This window comes from Paraburkholderia susongensis (assembly GCF_900177725.1).
Classification (GTDB): Bacteria; Pseudomonadota; Gammaproteobacteria; order Burkholderiales; family Burkholderiaceae; genus Paraburkholderia; species Paraburkholderia susongensis.
Map to the genome: position 1 here is coordinate 432,515 of NZ_FXAT01000006.1, position 24,875 is coordinate 457,389.

The window sequence follows — 24,875 nt, forward strand, 5'->3', positions numbered from 1 at the left end:
TACAGGGTCTTGGCGGGGTGCGGGCGGGGATGGGGCGGCGTTCGCACCGGTTCGGGAATGACGCACAGTATCGATTGCCGCGGGGCTTTCTGGCAAGCGGCGAGGCCGGTTACCCTTGCCGCAGGTGCTGCCGAACCAGCTGCCGAACCAGGAATTTTTTTCATGGCTCGCGATGCCGTTTACTCCGCGCGCCCGGCCCGTGTCTTTGCGATACTGTGCGGATGTCGCGTTGGCCGTGGCGTCAACGCCGCGTCTATCGATGAGATCGAGGTTATGTCGGGAAAAACCCTGTCTGAAAAGATTCTGTCGGCGAAGTCGGGGCGCGACGTGCGCGCGGGCGACGTCGTGATCTGCGAAGTCGATTACGCGTTGGGTACCGACGGCTCGATTCCGATGGCGCTGGATTACTTTGCCGCGATGGGTGGCGGCCGTGTGCATGCGCCGCACAGGCTGCTTTTCGCGCTGGATCACTACGCGCCCGCGCCGAGCCCGAAAGCGGCGTTGCTTCAGGCCGGCATCCGGCGCTTCGCGAAAGAGCAGGGCATACCCTTATTCGATATCGGCGAGGGCATCGGTCATCAGCTCGTCGTCGAAAAAGGCTTCGCCGCGCCGGGCCGCTTGCTCGTCGGTGCGGACAGCCATTCGGTCACTTACGGCGCGGCGAACTGTTTTGCGACCGGCATCGGTTCGTCGGATCTGGCGGGCGTCATGAAGACCGGCAAGGTCTGGCTCAAGGTGCCGGCGTCGATCCGCGTGAGATTGCACGGCCGGCTCGCACAAGGCGTCTATCCCAAAGATGTTGCGCTGTACCTTGCGCAACTGCTCGGCACCGACGGCGCGACCTACGAGACGCTCGAATTCTGCGGCGACGGCGTGCAAAGCCTCGATTTCGAAGACCGGCTCGTGATCGCGAACATGTCGGTCGAACTTGGCGCGAAGAACGCGATTTTCCCGTATGACGACGCGTGCCGGCGCTACCTCGAAGGACGCGCTGACGATCTCTCAGGCGCGCTCAGCGCCGACGCGGATGCAATCTATTCCCGCACGCTCGACATCGACCTGGCGACACTCGAACCATTTGTCGCCGTACCGCATGCGGTATCAGACAACGTGCGTGTCGAAGCGCTCGAGGCGACACCGGTGCAGATGGTGTTTCTCGGCACCTGCACCGGCGGGCGGACGAAAGACTTCCGTCAGGCGCTCGACGTGTTCCGCCAGTTCGGCCAACCCGCCAGCGGCGTTCAACTGGTGGTCACGCCGGCTTCGCGCGAGGTGCTGCTGGAACTGACGCAGGGCGGCGAGCTGGCCGAACTGATCGCGCTCGGCGCGGTGCTCGTGACGCCCGGTTGCGGCGCATGCTGCGGAACGAGCGGTGCGATTCCCGAGGACGGCGCCAACGTGATTTCCACTGCGAACCGCAATTTCAAGGGGCGCATGGGTAATCCGACCGCGAATATTTTTCTTGCGTCTCCCGAGGTGTGTGCGGCGAGTGCGATTGCCGGCCGTATCGTGAGCCCCAGAATGCTTCTCGCCGGACGCCCATAACCATGACAACTTCGATCAATGGCATTGCGCGGCGCTTCGGCGACAACGTCAACACCGACTACATCATCTCTTCGCGACGCAAGCGGGAATCGCTCGATCCCGCTGTCCTGAAACAGTATCTGTTCGAGACGATCGCGCCTGAGTTCGCGGCGTCGATAGGCGCGGGCGACATTCTCGTCGCGGGCAAGAATTTCGGCTGCGGCTCGGCGATGGAGGTCGCGGTCACGGCAGTCGTCGGTGCGGGCATCAAGGTCGTGCTCGCGCAGAGTTTCGCGCGCACCTATTTCCGCAATGCGGTGAACAACGGGCTCTATCCGATCGAGTGCGACACGAGCCGCATCGCGGAGGGCGCTGCGTTGCACATCGAAATGGGCACGCACGTCATGATTCGATGCGACGGCGTGGCCGAACCGCTGCAAGCCGCGCCGATTGCGCAGGACATGCTCGCCATTCTCGATGCGGGTGGGCTCGTTCCGTATCTGCTTCGGCACCCGAATTTCTAATTTTCCGATTCGGGTCTATTCAAGAGGAAATCCATGAGCCATGCCAACCATTTAGGATTCCGGATATTGCCGATGCCCGCATCGATTCCGGCCGGCATGATCGACGCATTCGGAGCGATCGTCACTCCCCATATCAGCGACAACATGCACCGCTTGTGCGGCGTGACCGGATTGCGGCGTTATCACCGGGAGAAGAAGCTCGTCGGTCGCGCGCTGACAGTCAAGGTGCGCCCGGGCGACAACCTCATGATCCACAAGGCGATCGACATGGCCGAGCCCGGCGACGTGATCGTAGTCGACGGCGGCGCGGAAGTGACGCAGGCGCTGGTCGGCGAGTTGATGCAGATGCATGCGCAGGTGCGCGGCGTGGCGGGGTTCGTGATCGACGGTGCGATCCGCGATGTTGCGGCTTTCCATGCCGCCGATTTTCCGTGCTTTGCGCGCGGCAATACGCATCGCGGTCCGTTCAAGGAGGGGCCGGGCGAAATCAATGTACCGGTCGCCGTCGGCGGTCTCGTGATCGAGGCGGGCGATCTGATCGTCGGTGATGAGGACGGCTTGGTCGCCGTGCCGGCAGATCGGCTCGACGAAGTGCTACAGGCGGCGCAGGCACAGGCGCGGCGCGAGCAGCAACGCAAGGAGGCGATTCTCGCGGGGCAGGACAAGCGTGGCTGGATCGACGCGTTCCTGAAAGAGAAGGGCGTGATCGCGTAAGCACGAAAGGTACGAAGAGTACGAAGGAATCGGCATGAAACTGATTGCAGCGCGCCTCGACCGGATCAAACCGTCGCCGAGTTCGATGGCTACCGCGCGAGTAAAAGAGTTGCGGGCGGCGGGACGGGAGATTATCGGGCTGACCGTTGGCGAGCCGGACTTCGATACGCCGCCGCATATCATCGAGGCAGCTTACGATGCGATGAAAAGCGGCAAGACGCGTTATACGGTGGTCGACGGTACACCTGAATTGAAGCGCGCAGTTCGCGAGAAGTTCGAGCGCGAAAACGGCCTGGCGTTTGCGCAGGATGAAGTGAGCGTCGGCAATGGCGGCAAGCAGGTCATCTTCAATGCGCTGACCTGCACTGTCGATGAGGGCGACGAGGTCATCGTGCCCGCGCCCTACTGGGTGTCGTATCCGGACATGGTGCTGCTCAACGGCGGGCGTCCCGTGATTGTCGAGTGCGATGTCGACAGCGGATACAAGATGACGCCCGCGCAACTGGAAGCCGCGATTACGCCGCGCACCAAGTGGCTGGTGTTGAATTCGCCGTGCAATCCGACCGGTGCGTCCTACACCGAAAGTGAACTGGCGGCGCTCGGCGAGGTGCTAAGTCGCCATCCGCATGTCTGGATTCTGACCGACGACGTTTACGAACACCTGATTTACGACGGTCTGAAGTTCGCGACCTTCGCGCAGTGCAATCCGCATCTTCAGGAGCGCACGTTGACGGTCAACGGCGTTTCGAAAGCCTATGCGATGACCGGCTGGCGCATCGGTTTCGCGGGCGGCCCGAAGGCGTTGATCAAGGCGATGGCGAAACTGCAGTCGCAAAGCACGACCAATCCTTCCGCGATCAGCCAGGCTGCCGCACAGGCGGCGCTCAGCGGTCCAAAAGATTTTCTGGTTGAATGGCGCGCGCAGTTCCAGCGGCGACGGGACCTCGTCGTGGACAGTCTGAACGCAATCGAGGGGATCTATTGTCCGCGTCCCACCGGGGCGTTCTATGTCTATCCGTCGTGCGCTGGTGTAATCGGGCGACGCAGGCCGGACGGGCGAGTGATCGAAAACGACAGCGACTTCGTCATGTACCTGCTGGAGACGCAGGACGTGGGCGTCATTCAGGGTGCGGCGTTCGGTTTGTCACCGGCTTTCCGGATTTCGTTCGCGACGTCGTACGAACAGCTTCAGGAAGGATGCCGGCGCATCGCCCTTGCATGCGAATCGCTGCGGGCATAAGCAGAAACGGAAACTGATAACAAAGCTGACAAGGAGACACCATGCATACGCTGATACAACGCGCGATTCCCGCGCTACTGATAGGCTGCCTGACATTCGCCGCGCAGGCGCAGGATCTCACGGGCAGGCTCGCCGACATCAAGCAGCGCAATACCATCGTGCTGGGCTACCGTGAATCGTCGCTGCCCTATTCGTACTACGACAATAACGAAAAGGTCGTCGGTTATTCGCACGATATCGCGCAGGAAATCGTCAAGGAGATACAGCAGGCGATCAATGCACCGTCCTTGCAGGTGCGGATGATTCCGGTCAATGCGCAAAACCGGATACCGTTGATGCAGAACGGCACGATCGATCTTGAGTGCGGCGGCACGACCAATAACAAGGAACGCGCGCAGCAGGTCGGCTTCTCGAACACGATCTCGGTCACCGAGACGCGGCTGCTCACCAAAGCCAATTCGGGCATTCATTCGTTCAACGATCTGAACGGCAAGACGGTTGCGGTGACGGCGGGTACGACCTCGGAGCGCTATCTGCGCAAATACGTCGAGGAGAAGCACGCGAGCATTACGGTTCTCTCCGCGCGCGATCACAGCGGCTCGTTCCTGAATCTCGAAACGGGACGTGCACAGGCGTTCTTTATGGATTCGGACGTTCTTTCCGCGGAACGGGCGACCTCGGGCAGTCCTGCCGACTATGTGGTGACCGGCGAGCCGCAGACACACGAGGCGATCGCTTGCATGTTGCCGAAGGGCGATACCGCGATGAAGGCGATCGTCGACCGCACGATTGCGAAGATCGAGCAGGACGGTGTGGGTGAGAAGCTCTACAAGACGTGGTTCATGTCGCCGATTCCGCCGAAGGGAATCAACCTCGACATGCCGATGAGCGACACCATGAAGGCGGTGTTCGAGCATCCGAATGATCGGCCAATGGATGATTGAGAAAGACGGGATGGGCGCCGGGTGCGCCCGTTGCGGCTAATTGAGCACCGCATGGCGCCATTCGTGCGCCATTAAAAAACTGCTAGATAGTTAGATATCCTATTAGATGGAGCGCGCTGCAAGAGCGCGTTGTGGAAATGGGTATCGGCGCAGTGAAGACCTCGAAGCAGACGGTGCGGAGGTGTCCATATCAACATGGAACGATCTCCAGATAAAAATAAGGTTTCCTGATTTATTGAGGAACCGAAATCCCCATATATCTCCCGCACAGCGTCAATTCATCCCACTATCTGCGACGCAGTACTAGGGGAATCACCTAATGTCTTACCAATACTTGCAAGTGCATATTTGAACGAAATATTCATAGGTGGATTTAGCATAAATTGCTAACAGGAGACACGATGAAGATTTCAGTCAATCAAAAACGTCGCAAGCTGCTGAAGTTAGGTAGTGCAGCTGCCATCCTCCCCGTTGCGGCACGTGCCGGCGCTGCAACCAGTTCCTCGCCCGGTGCGGCGGGCGACCCCTCCTCAGGTTCATCCGAAGCTTTCAGTTCAGCCAGCGCTGCGGCGCAGGGGAATTCGGCGCTCGTTTCCGCCGAACAGGCGTTGCTGTTCCATTACGACTCACCCGCGGTCGAGTCTTTGATCCAGTTCCAGGGTCTGCCGGTCGGCAACGGGCGTCTCGGTGCGATGGCCGGCGGCGCGAGCGATCATGAAGCGCTCTATCTGAACGAAATCACGCTGTGGTCGGGCAGCAAGAACGTCGTCGATCTGGCCTACACGACGACAGGAATGGGCTCCTACCTGACGCTCGGCAAGCTCTACATCGATCTGCCCGCCCACGCCGGCGCCACCAACTACCAGCGCTCGCTCGACATCAGCAACTCCGTCGTGCGCACGCAGTACCGAGTCGGCAACAAGAACTATCGGCGCGAGATTTTCGCCAGCTTCCCCGACAACGTGATCGTCGTGCGCCTCACGTCCGATGGCGGCAGCTATAACGGCACGGTGTCGCTGGCCGACGGGCAGGGCACGCAGACCATCGGCGAATCGAATCATGCGCTGTCGTTCTCGGGCTCGGTAAGCGGCAGCGGAGAGCTGTACTCGACCTACATGATGGTCGTTCCGGACGCGGGCGTCGCTTCGCTCGACTCATCCAGCGGGCAGATCACGCTGCAGGGTTGCCCGGCGCTCACGATCATCATTGCGGCGCGCACCGACTACAACGGGCGCTACGTCGAAAACTATCTGACGGGTATCAACCCGCGCGACGCGGTGATCGCGGACGTGCAGAACGCCGCGTCCCGGCGCTACAGCGATCTGCTCGAGCGCCACGTGCAGGACTATCGCGCGCTGTTCGGGCGCATGGACCTCGATCTCGGCCGTTCGAGCGCCGCGCAACGGGCGTTGACGATTCCGGAGCGGCTGCTCGCACGGCAAGCGAATCCCGACGTGGCCGACCCCGAGCTCGAAGCGATGTACGTGCAGTTCGGGCGCTACCTCACGATCTCGTCGTCGCGCGGCTCGATGCCGGCGAATCTGCAGGGCCTGTGGAGCACGACGAACAACCCGCCGTGGATGGCCGACTACCACACCGATATCAACATCCAGATGAACTACTGGCTCGCGGACCGGGCCGGGTTGCCGGAGTGTCAGCAACCGTTCGTCGATTACGTCACCGGGCAGTTGCCGTCGTGGGTTCAGTCGACGAAGAATCACTTCAACGACGCCGCCAACGTGAATTACAGCAACTCGAACGGCAACGTCGCGGGCTGGACGGTGGCTATTTCGACGGGCATCTACGGTTCCATCGGCTGGGACTGGAGTCCGCCGGCCAGTGCCTGGTATTGCCGCACGCTATGGAATCACTACCAGTTCACGCTGGACAAGGCTTATCTCGCGCGTATCTATCCCGTGATGAAGTCCGCGTGCGAGTTCTGGCAGGCGCGTCTGATCCGTGACCCCGCGACGGGTCTGCTCATCGACGACAAGGACTGGTCGCCGGAGCAGGGGCCTCATCAGCAGCTCGGGATCACCTACGCGCAGGAACTCGTGTGGGATCTGTTCACGAACTATCTGAGCGCGAGCCAATTGCTCGGCAAGGACGCGGATTTCGCGCGCTCGATCGCGAGCATGAAAGCGCAGCTCTATCTGCCGAAGGTGAGTCCGACGACCGGTCAGCTTCAGGAATGGATGGACGACAGCGTCGTCGGCGAGACCGGGCATCGGCATCTGTCGCCGCTGATCGGCTGGTTCGAAGGCGAGCGCATCACGCTCGATAGCGATCCGAAGCTCGTGGCCGGCGCGAGGGCACTGTTGCTCGCCCGCGGCTTCGACTCGTTCGGCTGGGCGCTTGCATGGCGCATCGCCTGCTGGGCGCATTTCCACGATGCCGCCAACTGCTATTCGATGATTCCGAAGCTGCTGCGCTATTCGGCGGGCAACGACGGCGTGAGCGGCACGTTTGCCAACATGTTCGACGCGTATGCGCTGTCGAGCAATTCGTCGGCATTCCAGATCGATGCGAACTTCGGCGGTCCCGCCGCAATACTGGAGATGCTGCTGCAAAGCAGGATGGATCGCATCACGCTGCTTCCCGCGCTGCCGTCGCAATGGAACACGGGGCACGTGACGGGCGTGCGCGCGAAAGGCGGGTTCGCGGTGGATCTCAAGTGGAACCGCGGCGCGCTGTCGTCCGTCACGCTCACCAGCGTCGGCGGTACACAAACGGCACTGCAATACGGCAACGTGGTTCGTGCCGTAACGATGCGCGCAAACGGCACGGCGCGATTCGACGGCAACCTGCGGCCGATGTCGTAAAGCATCCAGGGGCCGGGCAGCCCGAAACAAAACGCCGCACAGCAGTTAACCCGGAAGTCCCAGTTTCATTTTTCAAAAAAGGAAAATCATGAAGATCCTGGGCCGTACACAGGTATATCTGTTTTTCGTGAGCGTCATGATGGTTTTCGGGCTGTCCGCTTGCGGAGGCGACCAGCAAGGGGCCGCCGACGCAACGAGCGTCATGCAGGCCGCGGCCAACTCCGCAAACGTTTCACCGTCGCAAAACGCCTCGTCGCAAACGCAGGCGCAAAAGTCGATCGCGTTGCCGCCCATGGGCTGGGCCTCGTGGAACGCGTACGGCTGCAACATCAACGAAGATCTGGTGAAAACGGCCGCGGACGTTATCTCCGGCGGCCTGAAGAAAGACGGTGCGTTGATGAAAGCGGGCTACAACTACATCAACGTCGACGACTGCTGGTTCGCGCCAACTCGCGATGCGCAAGGCAACCTGGTCGCCGACCCGGTGAAGTTCCCGGACGGCATCAAGGCGCTGGCCGACTACGTTCACGCGAGAGGCCTCAAGTTCGGCATATACGAAGTGCCCGCCGCCGAAACCTGTGCGCAGCGTAACAACCTGTACGCCGGACATACCAATCCGATGGGCAGCCTCGGGCATGAGGTGCAGGATGCCAACACGTTCGCGGCATGGGGCGTCGACTACGTGAAGTACGACTGGTGCTCGCCGGACGGCACCACCGACGATCAGGTGGCCGGTTTCCAGAAGATGCGCGATGCACTGAACAGCGCGGGCGCCGCGGTGAATCGGCAGATCGTCTTCAGCATCAATTCGAACAGTTTCCATGTCGACAAGACGGGCCGCTCGTATGACTGGGGGCAAATTGCCGATCTGTGGAGAACGACCGAGGACATCACGTACGACACGGGCACGCCGGGCCATCAAAGCACGCCGGATTTTTCCCGAATCGTGAACCAGAATTTCTACGGCAACCTCTTTCCTGAAGCACAGCATACGGGCGCCTATAACGATGCGGACATGATGCTTGCCGGGTTCGGTCTGACTGCCGCGCAGGACCAGACGCACATGAGCCTGTGGGCCATTTCCGGCGCACCGCTCATTCTGGGCGTCGATCTCACGACACCGATCAGCTCGGACACGATGGCGACGCTGACCAATCCGGAGGTGCTCGCCGTCGATCAGGATCCGCGCGGCATGCAGGCGATCCGCGTGGCGGTGCCGCAGAACGGTTTGGGCGTGTGGGCCAAACTGCTGTCCGGTCAGGGCCGCCGTGCGGTGGTGCTGCTCAATACGACCGGGTCCGCCGCACCGATCACGGTGAACTGGAAGGACCTCGGACTGGACCCCGCCGCTTCGGCCGATGTTCGGGATATCTGGGCACACAAGGATCTCGGTTCGCACACGTCGGGATACACGGTGTCCGCCGTGCCGGCCGGCGGCTCCGTCATGCTGACGATCGCAGGCTCGGACGATGCATCGAAGGTCCAGGCGGCCAAACCCGTGGCACATGAAGACGGGCTCGCCTTTACGGTGAATGCAACCACGGGCGGCTACATCGACGTCACTTACCGGAACAATGGCAAGTCCCCGATGAGGGTGCCGCTGATTCTGAACGAGAGCGTACTGACGACGATCCAGTTACCCGTCACCACCGGCCAGGGTCAGGGTACCGTCACGATCTACATGCCGTTCGTGCCGGGCAGCAACAAGCTGACGTTCGTGCCTCCAGGCAAGGGCCGTAGCGCTCCGTCGATCAGCAAGGTGACGCTGATCGCCGCTCCGCAGCCCGCGTTGCCGCCTGTCATCTATGAAGCGGAAAGCCCCACCAACATCGTTCAGGATGCAGCGGTACAGGCATGCAATATCTGCAGCGGTCACGAAAAGGTAGGCAATTTCGTGAACTCGGATTCCAGCCTGCAGTTCAACGGAATCGTTGCGCCTGCCGATGGCAACTATGCGGTCCCCGTGGTTTATATCAGTGCGGACGACGGTGGCGGTAACCCCCGCGCCATGACCGTGAGCGTCAACAACGGTCCGCCGGTTCCGGTGCAGTTTCCGGGCGAAGGCACCTGGGACTTCCCGATCCTGTCGAGTGTTCAGGTCGTGGTGCCGCTCAAGGCCGGCGTAGCCAACACCATCAAGTTCTCTATGGTTTCCGGCAACTACGGTCCCGATATCGATGGTCTGGGTCAGGCGGTCATCCAGCCGGTGAAATCCAGCCAGTGAAACAGTGATCGACGATCCATGGAGACAGGCATGAAAAGCATTTTGATGCGGATAGTCCTGCCGGTCGTATTGGCGGCGAGCGGGATGCAGGCGGCCGTTGCCGCGGACGCGACGGCCCAGCCGAACGCTGCCGCGTCGACAGCATGGGCGAAAGGCTCACGATTTCGCTCCGACGAAGTCGCGGTCCTGTTCGTGATGGGGCAGAGCAACAGCGCCGGTCTTAACTCGCTACCCGCCGATCTGACGTTGACGGGAGCATCGGGTGCCTCGGGTGCCTCGGGTGCCGCAGCCGGCGGCGGCATGCCGGCGCCCAACGTATGGGGTATCCGCAACGACGGCTGGGGGAACATCACCGGCAATGCAGACGGATCGGGTGCGCCATTCACTCAACCGATCTCCGCCATCGATCACGTGTCGTGGGTGAACTGGACTGACAGCACATCGTCCGACATGAATCTCGGCTACTACGGCGGCAGCGGCAATGCCGCCAATTTCGCCGCGTATGCGTGGCAGTCGGCGATCAATGCGGGTGAGCCGCTGCCCGATCTGTACATCATTCATATCGGCTGGGGCAGCCAGGGCGTGGATGTCGCGGACGATGCCTTCAGCGGTTGCTGCGACTGGACCATGCACGGCGTGAATCTCTGGCAACCCCTGCTCGATTCGAGCAAGACGCCGACCTATGCGCTTGCACCGTTTGCTCGCCGCATGATGTACCTCGGGCTGAAGCAGATTCTCGCGACCGGCAAGAAACCGCGGATCCTGGGCCTGCAGTGGAACCAGTGGGAAGCGGAAGCCGCTCCGCTGAATTCCGCCGGCAACGCAACGACGATTCGACGCGCGCCGCAGAATTACGCGCACCTCTTCAGTAGCTTCTTTGCGGCGGTGGGTTCGACCTTCCCGGTGATGATCGTGAAGCCGTTGTCGATTGCCTACGACAACGTCACCAACGGGGTCGCGCCTTATGATCCCGCCGCGCTCGAATCGATGCAAAAAGTGTTCGGCGGCTTCATCGAAGCGAACTCTCGCATCTTCAGCTTTGTCGATGCGTCGAAGTCGCCTGACTGGAATGGACAGCAGCCGCCGGGCTTCGGCATTTTCGACGGCGGTACGCTCGGCGGCGGGGACGGCAGCGTGCACTACAACCTGGACACGCAGAAATGGTTCGGCGAGCAGGCGCTTGCATCGTGCCTCGGGCAGTCCCGAGTCTGCGGACCGCGCATCGACAATCTGCCGCGGCGGTTGCCGAACTGATCGCTGCGAAGCGCTCCAGGCTAGGCGTCGGCTCGCCGGAACCCGGCCTTTTGTCGTCGCCTTCGGCAGCCTGTTCTTCGCTTCGATCGTATTGATTCCTCCGGTACTGCTGTCGTGGCTACATCAAGCGGTCATGCCGCTAACGTAGGCATGCGTGGCCGCACTGGGCATTCTCTGCACCGGCTTCGCCTACGTGCCGTTTTCAGGCTGGTCGAGCATGTTGGGGCGGCTTACGCGGCGTCGATGACATTCCTCGTTCCGATCTTCGGAGTGCCGTGGGGCGTCGCGAAACCGCCGATAGGCGGGACGCAAACCGACGCCGGACTGAGCGGTCCTCGCAGGCATCGTATTCGTGCTGCGCTCGGATCTCGCCTGGAATCTGCTGCCGCAAGAAATGGGCTGCGGCTCAGGCACCGCGTGCTGTTGGAAAGAAACCGGCCCGAACCCAACGGACCAACGCAAGCGCGGCAGCAAGCACTACCTGGTCGTCGATGCGCAAGGCATCCCGATCGCGGCCATCCTGGCCGCCGCGAATTGCAACGGCATCACGCCCTTGTTTGCCAAAATCGGCGAGCCTCAAGGCAGTGGCCTTGGTAAAACACGCTGGTTCATCGAACGTTCCTTTACCTGGCTTGATGCGTTCAGACGGCTCAAGATTTGCCACGAGCGGCACGCACACGTGCATGACGCATTGCTCTCGCTCGCGTGCCAGTCATCACAATCATTGATGGCAATGGCAATGGCAATGGCAATGGCAATGGCAATGGCAATGGCAATGGCAATGGCAATGGCAATGGCAATGGCAATGGCAATGGCAATGGCAATGGCAATGGCAATGGCAATGGCAAAAGTACCTTTATGAAGACTATACCGAGACTAAAACCAGCGGCGAATCGTTGCATCTCGTTTAACGGGCAGAACATCACCTGAACGCCGGGACACAAGCGTGTGCCACTGGGTATTGCGCAATCTCCTGAGGCGCGGTAGGTGCTTGCGGATCAACACGCTCCAGCTAGCGGTCGAGAAGTTGACGAAGGATCACGATGCACCGGTCGTCGAGGCATTCGGTCATCGGATAACCGTTCAATGATCACATAGCCTATTTGTCATCGTTCGTCGTATAACGAAGTGGTGACTTGAACCCTCAACAACGTCGCTGCAATCGCTATTTTCCGGACGTTTGGTACCTACAGAACTAATCCAAGTGCGGGTAATTACCATCTGTACCATAAGAGTAATAATACGTAAGATTTAAGTCATCATATGACTGATGACGATAGTCGATCGAGCCTAATTTGCACCGACAAGCAATTGACCTGAAGAGAGTCTCGACATGACCGTCAGATTCAAAGGATTGCGCTGGCAGATGATCGCGGCTGGTCATGTTTGGTGCTGCGACGAACTATCTTGCGAACCGTTCACTGGGTTTCGTTGCGCCGACCGTGCTGCAAGACCTGCGCATCGGTACCGCGCAATACGGCGGGGATCACTAGCACGTTCCCCGTCGCCAATTTGTTGATGAACGAAACGGATGCCTAAAGACATACCAAGGTTGAAGAGGGATTGCGCCTGGTGGCGCAACTGGGCAGTTTCCTTGCGCGCAACGGGGCGATGAGCCTGACACCACGAAGATTGGGGCGGGCTTGTAGCAGATCATGACGGCGGCCGAGACGCAGCGCGCGCTTCACTGCGAAGCCGAATGATCCGGGATGTGTGTAACCAAGTGATCTATGGAGGAAATATGCTGCAGAGAATTATCCGATTAAAAATACCGCTTTGCTGCGCCGCGCTGCTAATGCTTGGTGCCTGCGGTGGAGAGAGTTCGATGACATCCGGCAACACAGCTAGTACATCTAGCGACACGGCCGGTACATCCCCAACCACGCCACCAGAGGTGCATGCCGCGTTTAAACATCCGGGAATCTTGACAACGAAGGCGAGGCTCGATTATGTGAAGGCTCAGATTGCTGCAAATAATCTGCTGTTTGTCAATGAATTTAATAAATTGAAGAGCAGCCAATCAGCATCGGCGTCTTACAAGGTAGCAGGTACGCTTACCGATGGAAATATTAGCTGTGGAGCAGTTTCATCCGTTGATCATGGTTGTAATGCTGAAAAGGCCGATGCGGCAGCTGCTTATGCCCAGGCGTTAATGTGGTATTTCACAGGAGACGAGACCTATGCAAAAAATGCGGTGTCGATCCTGAATTTCTATGCAAATAATCTGACAGCCGGACATAGCGGATTCAATGGTCCATTGGAAGCAGCATGGAATGCGGAAGTTTTTCCGGCGGCCGCCGAAATCATTCGATACACATATAGCGGGTGGTCCGAGCCTGAGGCCAAGGCGTTCGAGACCATGCTGAAGACGCAGTATTTGCCGGATATTAATGGCGTCAACGGCTACGGGACGGAGGGTAACTGGAAGCTCTCCATGATCGATGGAATGATCGATATTGCAGTTTTCACCAATGATCGCGCATTGTTTGATGATGCCGTTGCGCAATGGAAAAAATGGATTCCCGCGTACTACTACAATGCATCACTCGATGGTAATGCGCCTGTCACGTTTCCAGGTAGCCCAAGCGGTGATTCGCCCACAAATACCTGTGGTCCAGACTGTCGCCAGGCCACCCTCTCACTATGGAATGGCCAAACGGTATTTGATTCGCTGGTGAGTGGAGTCACGCAGGAAACGTGTCGGGATCTTGGGCACGCTCAATACGGAATTGGAGCAACCTTCAATGCAGCCGAAACAGCTTATATTCAAGGCAAGGATCTCTATGCCGCGGAGGCTTCTCGCCTGACGACAGCACTCGAATTCAATGCGAAATTGCTTAATGGAAGCGCGGATCACCAGAATAACGATCTCGTTACTGCGCCAGGAGATCTATTCGGCTCATTATGTAGCAGCGGCACGCCGCCGAATGAATTTCAATACAACACAAAACCTACGATGATGAGGGCATACAATGCCTATGCAAAGCGCAAGGGGATGGTGTTGCCCGAGACGAGCACTTATATAGTTAATGAGGTTATTCCTTTTAAAAATCCCACTGATCACGAAATACAATGGGAGGTTTTGACAGATGGCGACAGTCCGTCCGAACCAATCGACTGACAACTGGTAGCGTCTTTTCGTAATCAAATGGAATAGTATCGTGGCCTCACAATTTTCGTCGGCTCCGCGTGCGCTTCGAACATCGTGCTGACATCCACGAAGCTCTTCTTAAACCTGGCTGCTCTCTCGTCTGCTGGAACAGCTTCAGACGTAGCGAGCAGCCTTTTTGAACTGACATCTTGGTGTCTCACGTAGGCCGCTCACCTGAACTGGGATCGGCTCGGGTGCTTCCCATTGCGTGGAGAGTTCCGGCTGGTGCGGTGTGCGGGGGCGAAGGCTTTTACTGGAAATCGACGGCGGTTCTTTTCCTGATTTATCCAGGGTTTTTCCTGATCTTCGCCATGTCGATACCCGCATCGCCGGGCCGTCGTGAGAGTATGTTCAACCCCTCCAGTGAAAGGCGAACTCATCATGGCTACCGGAACCGTCAAATTTCACCGTGTTTTGCGCTCGACGCCCGAGCGAATCTATCGCGCGTTCCTCGAACCGGACGCGATAGCGAAGTGGCTTCCCCCCTATGGATTCACGTGTCAGGTTCATCACATGGATGCGCGGGTCGGCGGCACTTACAAGATGTCCTTCCGTAACTTCGGCTCCGGCAACGGCCATTCGTTCGGCGGCGAGTACGTCGAGCTGGTGCCGTCCGAGAAGATTTGCTACTCGGATCGTTTCGACGATCCGAACCTGCCCGACCAGATGCAGACGACAATTTCATTGCGGCAGGTGTCTTGCGGAACCGAAGTGAACATCGTGCAGGAAGGCATTCCCGAGGTCATTCCCGTCGAGATGTGCTACCTCGGCTGGCAGGAGTCGCTTGCGCAACTGGCGAAGCTGGTTGAGCCTGAAATTCCTGATTGATACTGCTCGCGGAGATTGATGCCTTTCTCCGCGACAATGCCTTGAATCTCGATGTTTCTTTCAAGGCAGCGTATGGTCTCTTTTTCAATCCTGTCTCATGGAGACACACTACGGCGTCATTCATTCTTTGAAGAATTGAAGCGTCTTCTGTGCGAGTAGTTGACCTCCTTGCACGTCCCATGTCGCGGCGGCGTCCAGGCGTGTTCTCAATTGTTTTCTTGCTTGCTACTGGTTTCAGGTTTTGATGTGATCGGCCATGATGGGGATTTCGGCATGTCGTCAGGATTGCAAACGGTTGAGATCAGGCTGAATTGAAGACCGGGTTGAGGTGGTAAAGGGTGAATGGGACAAGGTACGCGTGAGCCGGATCACGACGCACTGCGCCGGAACTGAAAACCTCAGTGACGCCGTTCGATAAGATGCGGCAGTAGTGCCGCAGGTTAATCATCGTGTAGGCGAGTGTCTTGAACGCGTAGTGAAGAGGGCTGATGCGTTCGAAGCGCAACAGCAGACGGCGAACTTGTCCTCCCAGCCGAACAGCCGCTCGATGGTGTTGACGCGCTCTTTAAAAATGGCCGGCTCGAACAGCGCCTTGAGGCCGCGTTTGGGCCTTTTCCTGCGTCGCTTCGCTCAATTCCACTGGAATCCGTTGTCGGGCTTGGCGTTGGGCCATTTTCCATCAGCAAAGCGACGGATTCTAGTCGCTTCGACGACAACCGCTCGAACCCCTTACCCAGCCGGCCTCTCCGCCAGCTTTAACCGCTGCGAAAAACCTGCAATCAGTAGTTGCGCTGGCGCGCATGCTTCCATATGGTCGGCTTGGCGGCGAGTCATGTCCTCGCCCGCAGCGCTCACAAGTGTGTGCGACAATTTACGTCACGCCTCGATCGCGACGACTTCAATGTATCTGCATGGCGACGAAATCAAGCGTGCAAGGAAGATGGATAAGACCTTCGTCGCTCAAGAATAGTGATGGGAATCAGCCGTGCTTCGGCTAGCGCCTCAATGATCTTCAGCCGGTCCTCGGGAATTCGGACAAAATTGCACGTTGGCCGCACGGCACCCTAGGCAGCACGATGGTACTTCAGGCAGTTCGTCATGCTGTCGCGAATACCCTGACCAGCAGGGCCTTGAGGGCGCCAGCGCGCATGACTCCCCAGCAATCCTAGGCTACACCATGCCCATCATCAGCGAACTTTTCACTTATCCGATCAAGTCCTGTGCAGGTATCGAGCTTGTGCGCACACGTCTCGTCGAGACGGGTCTCGAGCACGATCGAAATTGGATGGTGACCGACGCCGCAGGCAGCATGCTGACGCAACGCACCTACCCGCGCCTTGCGTTGGTGCGAACGGCCCTCGATGGCAACGACCTCGTCGTCGATGCGCCCGGCATGCCGACGCTGCGGACGCCTCTGTCGGCAACTGCACTCGAGGGTGCAGCGACGATAAGGGCGACCGTCTGGCGCCACACCGTCGACGCGCTCGACAGTGGTTGTGAAACTTCGCACTGGTTCAGCGATTATTTGCACAGTTCCGCACGGCTAGCGCGTTTCGCACCGGTCGTGCGGCGCGAGGTCAGCACGAAATGGACGGGTGGGCTGAAAACACACACCAGATTCGCCGACCGCTATCCGCTGCTTGTGCTGGGCCAAGCGTCGCTCGACGAGCTGAACGCACGCCTTGCCTCAAAAGGGGCACCTCCCGTGTCCATCGATCGTTTTCGGCCGAACATCGTCGTCACCGGCCTCGACGCCCACGAAGAAGACTATGTGGAACACGTCGATATCCGGGCGACGGACGGGCATTTCCGACTGCGCCTCGTTAAGCCATGCACACGTTGCTCGGTACCGACGATAGATCAACGCACCGGAACACCGAATCCGGCATGGCCCCGCGAGCCGCTTGAGACGATGTGCACATACCGCGCCAACGCACGGTTCGACGGCGCGCTGACGTTCGGCATGAACGCCGTGGTGGTCGACGGGGAAGGCGCCGCGCTCGAGGTAGGGCAGGCGATCGAAATGGAAATAGGCTTCTGCGTCTGAGAGTGGAAATATTGAGCGCGATGACGAGCCAAATTCAGCACGATACCTGGGGAGGGTCCCGGTATCGTGACAGATAGCGAGCCGGCGAGTCACCGAGGAACTGCTTGAACGCCGCGGAAAAAGCACTCGTGCTGCAATATCCGAGATCGACGGAGACATCCTTCACGCTCGCCCCCAAGCTTAACCGCGAGAGCGCTTCCAGGATACGCACCTGCTGCCTCCATGCCACGAAGCTGAGCCCGGTCGCTTCGCGAAAGCGTCGCGTGAAGGTCCGGCGGCTCATGCTGGCCATCTTTGCCATTTCGTCGACCGACATGGTTTGTGTCGGCAAGTCGAGGATGTGTCTACATGCCTTGGAGAGCCGCGGGTCCTCGGGCAGCGGCACGTTCAACGGCAAGCTGGGCATTCCGCTCAACTCGTCGAGCAACAGGGCTTCGAGCCGCACTCGTCGCAGACTAGGGCCGGTCGGCAATGCCAACATGGATTCGAGGAGATGCGTCAACAAGGCAGAGACGCTGTAGACCTGGCAGTGGGCCGGCAGTGCGGCAAGTCGGGCTGCCCCGTTCCCGATAAATGTGTTCAACATCGTCACGTCTCCATGCATATGCATTTCGTGAGCGATATTGGCCGGAACCCAGATCGCCCGCCGCGCTGGCACGACCCAATTGCCGTTGTCCGTAAACATCGAGATGCCGCCGGTCGTGGCATAGGCGAATTGCCCTTCGTCATGAGTATGCCGGGTGGATACTTCACCAGGCCTGAACGTACGGGCTGCGACCACAACACCCGTCAATTCACGCTTGCGCATTTGCTTCTCTTCGCCGTTCATTAGTCATTTTGCATATACCGGCGTCATATTGGAATTGCTACAAAAACGCCGATCGTTAAAAGCACAAGTGACCAGTTTTTAGTCACTTTATCTTAATGGCCCAATTTTTACACAAGAGCGCCCTCTTTCACAACTTAGTTATGCGAATTACACGTTAGTATGAGCGCCTCACCGAAATTCAAACGGCCGATTAGCAAATGGATAACCATCTCATTAAAGTATCTCGAAAAAATAATGTTTTGTTGGTCGGGCTCGATCGTCCGGAGAAGCGCAATGCCATGCCCAAGGCGATGATGCTGGGATTGCGTGACATATTTTCGAGTATTCCGGACGATGTCGGCGCGGCCGTGCTCTACAGCACCAGCCAGCACTTCTGCTCAGGGCTCGACCTGACGGAAGTCAAGGGGCAATCGGTTATCGATTGCTTCCATTTCTTTCGGGAATGGCATGAAGTGTTTCATCTGATTCAGTTCGGAAAAATCCCCGTTATTGCAGCCATCTCCGGTGCGGCTATTGGCGCCGGGCTTGAGATGGCTACTGCTTGCCATATTCGCGTGGTCGATGAAACGGCTTATTTCTCATTACCTGAAGGAGCGCGCGGTTTGTATGTTGACGTAGGCGCATCGGTGCGCTTTCCTCGGCTCGCCGGTACGGCTTTGATGATGGACATGATGCTGACCGGGCGTCCCCTTCCAGCGGAGGAGAGCGTGTCGCGAGGCGTCGCGCAATACTTGGTGCCAACTGGTACAGCTGTCGACAAAGCAGTCGAACTGGCGGCGATCGCGGCCCGGAATCTTCCGATGACGAACCACGCGATCATTCACGCGCTGCCGCGCATTGTCGAACAAGGTCAGGACGAGGGCTTGTATACGGAAGCGCTGATTGCGTCCGTTGTCCAGTCTGGTCCTGAAACTGCCGTGCGGATGAACGCATTCCTGAACCGAAAGAAGTCTGAAGCCCGGTGACGCAGGGCGGATTCCAGGAGGTCCGCTGTCGCGCACTTTCCTAAGAGACACATAGTGAACCCCCACCAAAAACAATTGATTAATTTGGATTCCTGATATGTGTGGTTACGTTGCAATTTTTTCAAAACAACCTCGCGAGTTCAAGGCGGACCAGGTCAACATCGCGATGGACACGATTCATCATCGCGGCCCGGACAGCCGGTCCATCTGGATCGATCCCAATGGACGTGTCGCATTTGGCTACGTTCGGCTCGGGCTCGTCGGCTTGAGCAACGGCACCCAACCGATCGTTGCTGACGAAGGTGATTTCGTCATGATGGTCAATGGCGAATTCTACGACTACGCGCGAATCCGCGCGGAACTCGAAGAACAGGGCTGCCGGTTCAAGACCTCGTCGGACAGCGAAATCGCGCTGCACTTGTACCGCCGGCATGGGGTTCGTGGACTGAAACAACTGCGAGGCGAATTCGCGATCCTGATCTACGACCGCCTGCGCGAAACGTTGTTCGCGGTTCGAGACCGCATCGGCGTGAAGCCGCTGTATTACGCCGAGCACGATGGCGCGTTCTACTTCGGATCCGAAATCAAGGCGATGGTGGGGGCAGGTCTGCCCCCGCAATGGGACCGGGACGCCTATGCGAATCGGGGCTTCATCCTGCGAGACCGGACGCTGTTCAACGGCGTGCGCAGCGTCAAGCCGGGAACATTCCTGCTGGCGGATAGCTGCGGCCTGCAAGAGAAGACATACTGGGATTGGCAGTTCCCGGCACGCGCCGAAATGGATCACAACCGGAGCGAGGCGTCGATGATCGAGCGCGTGCGCAGCGCAATCGAGGACGCCGTGCGGCTTCGTTTGCATGCTGACGTGCCGGTTGGCGTCTCTCTGAGCGGTGGCCTCGATTCGTCCGCCATGCTCGGCTTGGCGACGGCGCTCGTTGGCAAGCCGTTGCAGGCGTTCCACTTGTCGTTCGAAGGCGCCGACGGATATGACGAGCGACGCTACGCGGAAATCGCGGCGAAACACAACAACGCGGAGCTGCATGTGCTTTCGGTCAGCCAAGACGACTTGGCCGATCACTTCGAAGATGCGCTATGGCACACGGAGATCCCGTTCTCGAACGCGCATAGCATCGCCAAATACATGCTCTGCAAGTTTATTCAGAGCAAGGGCATGCGCGCGGTGCTGACGGGAGAAGGGGCGGACGAAGTTTTCGCCGGCTATCCCCACTACCGGCGCGACATGGTGATGTTCAACAACGACCACCAGGACCGAGCCGAAATCCAGCGTCTTGCCGATCGCATCGAGTCCCAAGGCGATCGCTTCCTCGAGGGACCGACAGTCGACGTGCAGTGGGTCAACAACGAGCTGGGCCACGGCATTGCCTGGATGGAGACGCAGTCGGCGCTGTTCCGCCCTCTGGCTGGCTTGTTCAGGAACGGCTATCGCGAGCGTCATGCGCACGCGACCCCCTACCAGCAGTTCTTCAACCGTCTCGGCGGTCCGTCCTTCGACGAATGGGACCCGGTCAACAAGTCCCTCTACGCCGTCGCCAAATCGAGCTTGCCAAACCTTGTGCTGACGACGCTGGGCGACCGGCTGGAGATGGCTGGCAGCCTCGAAGGAAGGCCACCGCTTCTGGACCACCGCGTCGTGGAAGTCGCCGCTTCGCTGCCCGTGTGGATGAAGATTCGCGGAAGCGTCGAGAAATATGCCTTGCGCGAAGCGATGCGAGCGTATTTGCCACACGAGATCTACGACCGCAAGAAGCAATATTTCCGCGCACCGCCGTCGCTCCTGCATCCGAAGTCGAAGATGTTTCAACTGGTTGCTGACACCTTGTCCGGGCCACTGCTTAATTCGCTGCCGTTCTTCGAACCGTCGAGCGTGCGCGACTTCATGGCGGCTGCCCGGTTGCTGCCGGAAGCGCAGCGCGCCGCGGCCGATCACATCCTGATGGAAATCACGGGACTGTGTCTGCTGCAAAAGCGCTTTTCGCTGAGCTAGAGCGGCTTGGCCGGCCCCTTGTGCCGCTTCGTGTCATCGGGGCCAGCCTATCAGGCAGAGCGACATGCGTGTGCCGCGCCGCATCACCGAATTCTTTCTGGAGAAATCATGGAGAAGAAGCACCTCGCCCTAGCGCTATTTGTGACATTCGTATGGGGCGTCAACTTTCCGATTACCAAGCTCGGCCTAGATTCGATGGATCCATTCGTGCTGACCGGCGTGCGGTTTGCGCTAGCCGCCTTCCCGCTTGTGTTTTTCATCCGCAGGCCATCGGTCCATTTCGGCTATGTTGCGGCGTACGGGTTGATTTTCGGAGTCGGTATGTGGGGGGCGATCAACTACGGAATCGCATCGGGCGTTGCGCCGGGTATCGCATCGCTGATCATCCAGTTGAGCGCGTTCTTTACGATGTTCTGGGGGGCCTTGCTGTTTCGCGAAACGTTGCGCCCTGCGCAGTGGGTCGGTGCGATCGTGGTATTAATCGGCTTAATTGGCATATTCCTCGCGCAGAAAGGCGCGCATCAGGTCTTCGGAATCGCACTGGTCGTACTGAGCGCAATTGCTTGGAGCATCGGCAACGTGATCATCAAGAAGTCGGGGGTCAAAGAGATCTTCTCGTTCATGGTCTGGGCTAGCCTGTTTCCGCCGCTTCCGCTGCTGTTGGGCGCCTGGTGGATAGGAGGGGGGCAGCCGTTCGTGATGACCTGGCGAAATATTGATGGTGTGGCCTTGTTCTCGCTCGCGTTCCAGGTTTACCTGGCAACGCACTTTTCCTACTGGGGTTGGAATTCGTTGATGAAGCTCTACCCGGTTTCGATGGTTGCGCCGCTGTCGCTGATGATTCCAGTCTTTGGCATCCTCTCCTCGATTCTTCTGATCGGTGAGCGCGTGCAGCCCTTGGAATGGGCGTCGATCCTGGTGATCATCGTGGGTCTTGCCATCGGGATCTACAGGCGAGGCAGTGCAACAGTGATTATGCGGGCCGCTCCTGAGACCGCCTCAAAGGCGTGACATAACAACAGCAAACTAGAACAGTGACCGGTGCTACCAAAGCACGGCCGTCATGATGACTTTCGCAGAGTAACCACATGCTTACAGATGACATCGTCGAATCGAGTCATGTCAAAGAAACACTGAAGAAGCTTTCCCTGCTTTGGCGGGATAGAGCCGTCGTCAACAATGGTCCGAAGGACTACACATCCATTGCTTTCGACTCGGCAAAGCCGGATTTCGCGGAATCGCTACTGCCTTTCCGGTCGCATCCGCGATGGTTGAGCGCGGCCCCCGAACTGAAGAGCACGGTGTTGTCGTATGCTTGGGCGATCTACAACCTGAAGACGGTCTACATCGAGTGCGACATCGTCACGCCTGCGTGTGAAGCCCTCATCAAGTCGCCTGTCGGCGGCGGGCACGCGAGGTACGAGTTGCAGCAGGTGATGAGCGAGGCGCTACTCGACGAAGCCCTGCACACGAAGATGTCGATCAGCGCATGCAATTACATCTACCAGCACCGCAAGCTGAAGCCGGTCGACTACACGGATTTCAACCTGGTGACTTGGCGTGCGCGCTTACTCGCGCAATGCGACTCTGAATGGAAGCGCCGCCTGACGACGTTTGCGATCGCATGCGCGAGCGAGACGCTGATCACCGACTACCTGAAGACGCTATCCGACGACGCGGCAATCCAGCCGTTGTGCCGGGAAGTGACGCGTGCCCACGCAATTGACGAATGGGGACACTCGAGTGTGTTCAGCGTGGCGGCGGAGCACATTGTTGGCTCGCTTTCCGAAAGCGAACGTGCGTACTTTGCGAACGTCGTGCCCAAGACAGTCGAAATGTTCGCCGACAACGAGATGGGAGCGTGGTCGACGGTATTGACCTACCTTGACTTTCCACACTGCAAAGAAATTGTCGAAGATTCGGAAAAGATCGGTCATGTCAAGGTGTACCAGGACTCGGTGGCGACCCTGCTGTCCAAGCTGGGCTTGCCGGCGCGGGTTAATTGACAGGGCGCAAGCCCCACCGCGGATGAAATACAAAAGAACACAAGTACTTGGGAACAGATGAAAGGACTCCTTCACTTCAAATGCGAGAACGTTGTCCGGATGTCGAATTCCGTTAACGCATACTGGCTCCGCGTGCTCGACACAGAGCGATACGGCGAATGCGATTACGGAAAACACCTGCTGCTGAAGTATCCCGATGCGGCAAACCGGGTGCAGCGGCGCAACTATTCCATCGTCGGAAGACCGGATGAAGGTCTCATCGAGATTGCGGTAAAACGTCAGGCCGGCGATGGCGTGTCAGCGTCGATTCATCAGTCGCTGACGCGAAACTCCATATTGATTGCCGACGAAGTATCGGGGGCGCTGACCAGCCAATCGTTGTTGCGCTACCGTCGCGTGCTGATGGTATGCGGCGGGGTGGGTGTCACCTTGCCCGTGGGGCTGGCCAGAGGCTTGGCAAAGCTGGCTGAACAAGGCAATCAGGTGCCCGAGGTACACCTGATCGTTTGCGTGCCACAGTATGACGACTTGATTTACTTCACCGAGCTGTTGGCGTTGCAAGCCAGATATAAATGGCTCTCGGTCGCGACCTTCGTGACCCGGGAGAGTGTGCGTCCAGGCATCTCGTACCTGATGTCGGGACGGCCCGACCCGTGCAGGCTTGTCAACCAGATAACGGCCCCGGAGGCGATCCTGCTGTGCGGAAGCGGCGCGTTCGTCGCGGACTGGGAACGGCAGTTGCGGTGCACTTTTCCTGGCGCCATGATACTGAATCAGCATCGGTCGGATACGGAGCGAGTGCCGTCATCGCCCGCTGCGTCCGAGCGAACTTGCAAAATGCTGCTCGCGGGCAGCGATCGGGTGTTGATAGGGAACCGGGGCGATACGCTGCTTGAAACGTTGGAAGCGAACGGCGTGGCCATATCGAATCAATGCCGGATGGGAGTCTGCGGGCGTTGCAGCGTTCGTCTGATTGAGGGCGAGGTCGAGTCCTCATCGTCGATCGGCTTAACGAGCCTCGAACTCGAGAAGGGGTACTGTCTTGCGTGTTGCACCCGGCCTAGCGGCGAGGCGGTCACGCTCGAACTATAGCAAGGGAAAACGGGCGCGTCCCGCATGTGTTTGTCTACTGGTTGCAGGGCGAGTGTCTTGAACGCGTAGTGAAGAGGGCTGAGGCGTTCGAGGTGCAGCAGCAGACGGCGAAACTTGTCCTCCCAGCCGAACAGCCGCTCGATGGTGTTGAAGCGCTCTTTAAAAATGGCTGGCTCGAACAGCGCCTTGAGGCCGCGTTTGGGCCTTTTCCTGCCTCGCTTCGCTCAATTCCACTGGAATCCGTTGTCGGGCTTGGCGTTGGGCCATTTTCCATCAGCAAAGCGATGGATTCTAGCCGCTTCGACGACAACCGCTCGAACCCCTTACCCAGCCCGCCTCTCCGCCAGTTTTAACCGCTGCGAAAACCTGCAACCAGTAGTTGTGCTTTCGCGGTTTTCAACTAGCGTGCCGAGCAGTCTTTGTGAATCCGTCTCTTATGGCCGATCGCAGTCGGGCGTGAACAGCAACAGGCGGCTATAACTGCTGCGCGACTGGCAGTACGCGGGGACGATTTTTGTCACAGCGTACTCAACGCTCAGGTCTCGATCAGATGAAGGAACTGCCTGATGCGTGGACTGCTGCCCTCACCAAAGAAGGCTTGCGGTGTCGTGTCTTCAGCAACCACGCCGCCGTCCATGAAAACGACCCGATCCGCAACATCTCGCGCAAACCGCACTTCGTGCGTGACGATCAGCATCGTCATGCC

General features: G+C 58.8%; 18 protein-coding genes and 3 pseudogenes. 19 read left to right on the top strand and 2 right to left on the bottom strand.

Annotated features, from left to right (window positions below; genetic code table 11):
* Positions 1-273: 273 nt before the first annotated feature.
* From B9Z01_RS20780 to B9Z01_RS20840, 13 genes and pseudogenes are all read left to right on the top strand, one after another.
* A complete protein-coding gene (locus tag B9Z01_RS20780) occupies positions 274-1,545 on the top strand; it encodes a 3-isopropylmalate dehydratase large subunit (protein WP_085486453.1) in 1,272 nt (423 codons plus the stop codon).
* A gap of 2 nt (positions 1,546-1,547) precedes the next feature.
* The gene (locus tag B9Z01_RS20785; protein WP_085486455.1) at positions 1,548-2,048 is read left to right on the top strand and encodes a LeuD/DmdB family oxidoreductase small subunit; all 501 of its coding nucleotides are present in this window, start codon (positions 1,548-1,550) and stop codon (positions 2,046-2,048) included.
* 72 nt (positions 2,049-2,120) lie between these two features.
* The gene (locus B9Z01_RS20790) at positions 2,121-2,762 is read left to right on the top strand and encodes an RraA family protein (RefSeq protein WP_244196096.1); all 642 of its coding nucleotides are present in this window, start codon (positions 2,121-2,123) and stop codon (positions 2,760-2,762) included.
* Between the two features lie 34 nt (positions 2,763-2,796).
* Positions 2,797-4,002: an aminotransferase class I/II-fold pyridoxal phosphate-dependent enzyme gene (locus B9Z01_RS20795; RefSeq protein WP_085486459.1), complete on the top strand. Its 1,206-nt coding sequence runs from the start codon at positions 2,797-2,799 to the stop codon at positions 4,000-4,002.
* A gap of 41 nt (positions 4,003-4,043) precedes the next feature.
* A complete protein-coding gene (locus B9Z01_RS20800; RefSeq protein WP_085486461.1) occupies positions 4,044-4,946 on the top strand; it encodes a transporter substrate-binding domain-containing protein in 903 nt (300 codons plus the stop codon).
* 401 nt (positions 4,947-5,347) lie between these two features.
* Positions 5,348-7,768 (top strand): glycoside hydrolase family 95 protein, encoded by a 2,421-nt coding sequence (locus tag B9Z01_RS20805; RefSeq protein WP_085486463.1) that lies wholly within the window; start codon positions 5,348-5,350, stop codon positions 7,766-7,768.
* An 88-nt stretch (positions 7,769-7,856) separates the two neighbouring features.
* Positions 7,857-9,992 (top strand): alpha-galactosidase D, encoded by a 2,136-nt coding sequence (locus B9Z01_RS20810; protein WP_085486465.1) that lies wholly within the window; start codon positions 7,857-7,859, stop codon positions 9,990-9,992.
* Positions 9,993-10,022: 30 nt separating this feature from the next.
* Positions 10,023-11,246 (top strand): hypothetical protein, encoded by a 1,224-nt coding sequence (locus tag B9Z01_RS20815; RefSeq protein WP_085486467.1) that lies wholly within the window; start codon positions 10,023-10,025, stop codon positions 11,244-11,246.
* Positions 11,247-11,547: 301 nt separating this feature from the next.
* Positions 11,548-11,958: pseudogene (locus tag B9Z01_RS20820) on the top strand (transposase family protein); the annotation flags it as partial.
* A gap of 1,029 nt (positions 11,959-12,987) precedes the next feature.
* Positions 12,988-14,367, top strand: coding sequence for an alginate lyase family protein (locus tag B9Z01_RS20825; protein WP_167387535.1), 1,380 nt, complete (start codon positions 12,988-12,990; stop codon positions 14,365-14,367).
* Between the two features lie 38 nt (positions 14,368-14,405).
* Positions 14,406-14,537 (top strand): annotated as a pseudogene (locus tag B9Z01_RS20830) (IS5/IS1182 family transposase); the annotation flags it as partial.
* A gap of 241 nt (positions 14,538-14,778) precedes the next feature.
* Positions 14,779-15,225 (top strand): SRPBCC family protein, encoded by a 447-nt coding sequence (locus B9Z01_RS20835; RefSeq protein WP_085486471.1) that lies wholly within the window; start codon positions 14,779-14,781, stop codon positions 15,223-15,225.
* A 1,177-nt stretch (positions 15,226-16,402) separates the two neighbouring features.
* Entirely contained in the window at positions 16,403-17,272 is an 870-nt protein-coding gene (locus B9Z01_RS20840; protein ID WP_085486473.1) for an MOSC domain-containing protein, read from the top strand.
* A gap of 34 nt (positions 17,273-17,306) precedes the next feature.
* Here B9Z01_RS20840 and B9Z01_RS20845 read toward each other — a convergent pair whose 3' ends face one another.
* Positions 17,307-18,101, bottom strand: a complete 795-nt coding sequence (locus tag B9Z01_RS20845; protein WP_244196097.1) for an AraC family transcriptional regulator — start codon at positions 18,099-18,101, stop codon at positions 17,307-17,309.
* Positions 18,102-18,298: 197 nt separating this feature from the next.
* Between B9Z01_RS20845 and B9Z01_RS20850 the strand changes: the two genes are divergently transcribed.
* The 6 genes from B9Z01_RS20850 (at position 18,299) to B9Z01_RS20875 (ending at position 24,522) form a co-directional block, all read left to right on the top strand.
* Positions 18,299-19,066: a crotonase/enoyl-CoA hydratase family protein gene (locus B9Z01_RS20850; RefSeq protein WP_085486475.1), complete on the top strand. Its 768-nt coding sequence runs from the start codon at positions 18,299-18,301 to the stop codon at positions 19,064-19,066.
* A 97-nt stretch (positions 19,067-19,163) separates the two neighbouring features.
* Positions 19,164-21,071, top strand: a complete 1,908-nt coding sequence (asnB, locus tag B9Z01_RS20855; RefSeq protein ID WP_085486477.1) for an asparagine synthase (glutamine-hydrolyzing) — start codon at positions 19,164-19,166, stop codon at positions 21,069-21,071.
* Between the two features lie 108 nt (positions 21,072-21,179).
* On the top strand, positions 21,180-22,082 hold the full coding sequence (locus B9Z01_RS20860; RefSeq protein ID WP_085486479.1) for an EamA family transporter: 903 nt from the start codon (positions 21,180-21,182) through the stop codon (positions 22,080-22,082).
* Positions 22,083-22,159: 77 nt separating this feature from the next.
* Positions 22,160-23,077, top strand: coding sequence for an AurF N-oxygenase family protein (locus B9Z01_RS20865; RefSeq protein ID WP_085486481.1), 918 nt, complete (start codon positions 22,160-22,162; stop codon positions 23,075-23,077).
* A gap of 99 nt (positions 23,078-23,176) precedes the next feature.
* The gene (locus B9Z01_RS20870) at positions 23,177-24,169 is read left to right on the top strand and encodes a 2Fe-2S iron-sulfur cluster-binding protein (RefSeq protein ID WP_244196098.1); all 993 of its coding nucleotides are present in this window, start codon (positions 23,177-23,179) and stop codon (positions 24,167-24,169) included.
* 26 nt (positions 24,170-24,195) lie between these two features.
* A complete protein-coding gene (locus B9Z01_RS20875; RefSeq protein WP_085486485.1) occupies positions 24,196-24,522 on the top strand; it encodes a hypothetical protein in 327 nt (108 codons plus the stop codon).
* Positions 24,523-24,704: 182 nt separating this feature from the next.
* Here B9Z01_RS20875 and B9Z01_RS36340 read toward each other — a convergent pair.
* Positions 24,705-24,875 (bottom strand): annotated as a pseudogene (locus B9Z01_RS36340) (ectoine/hydroxyectoine ABC transporter ATP-binding protein EhuA); the annotation flags it as partial.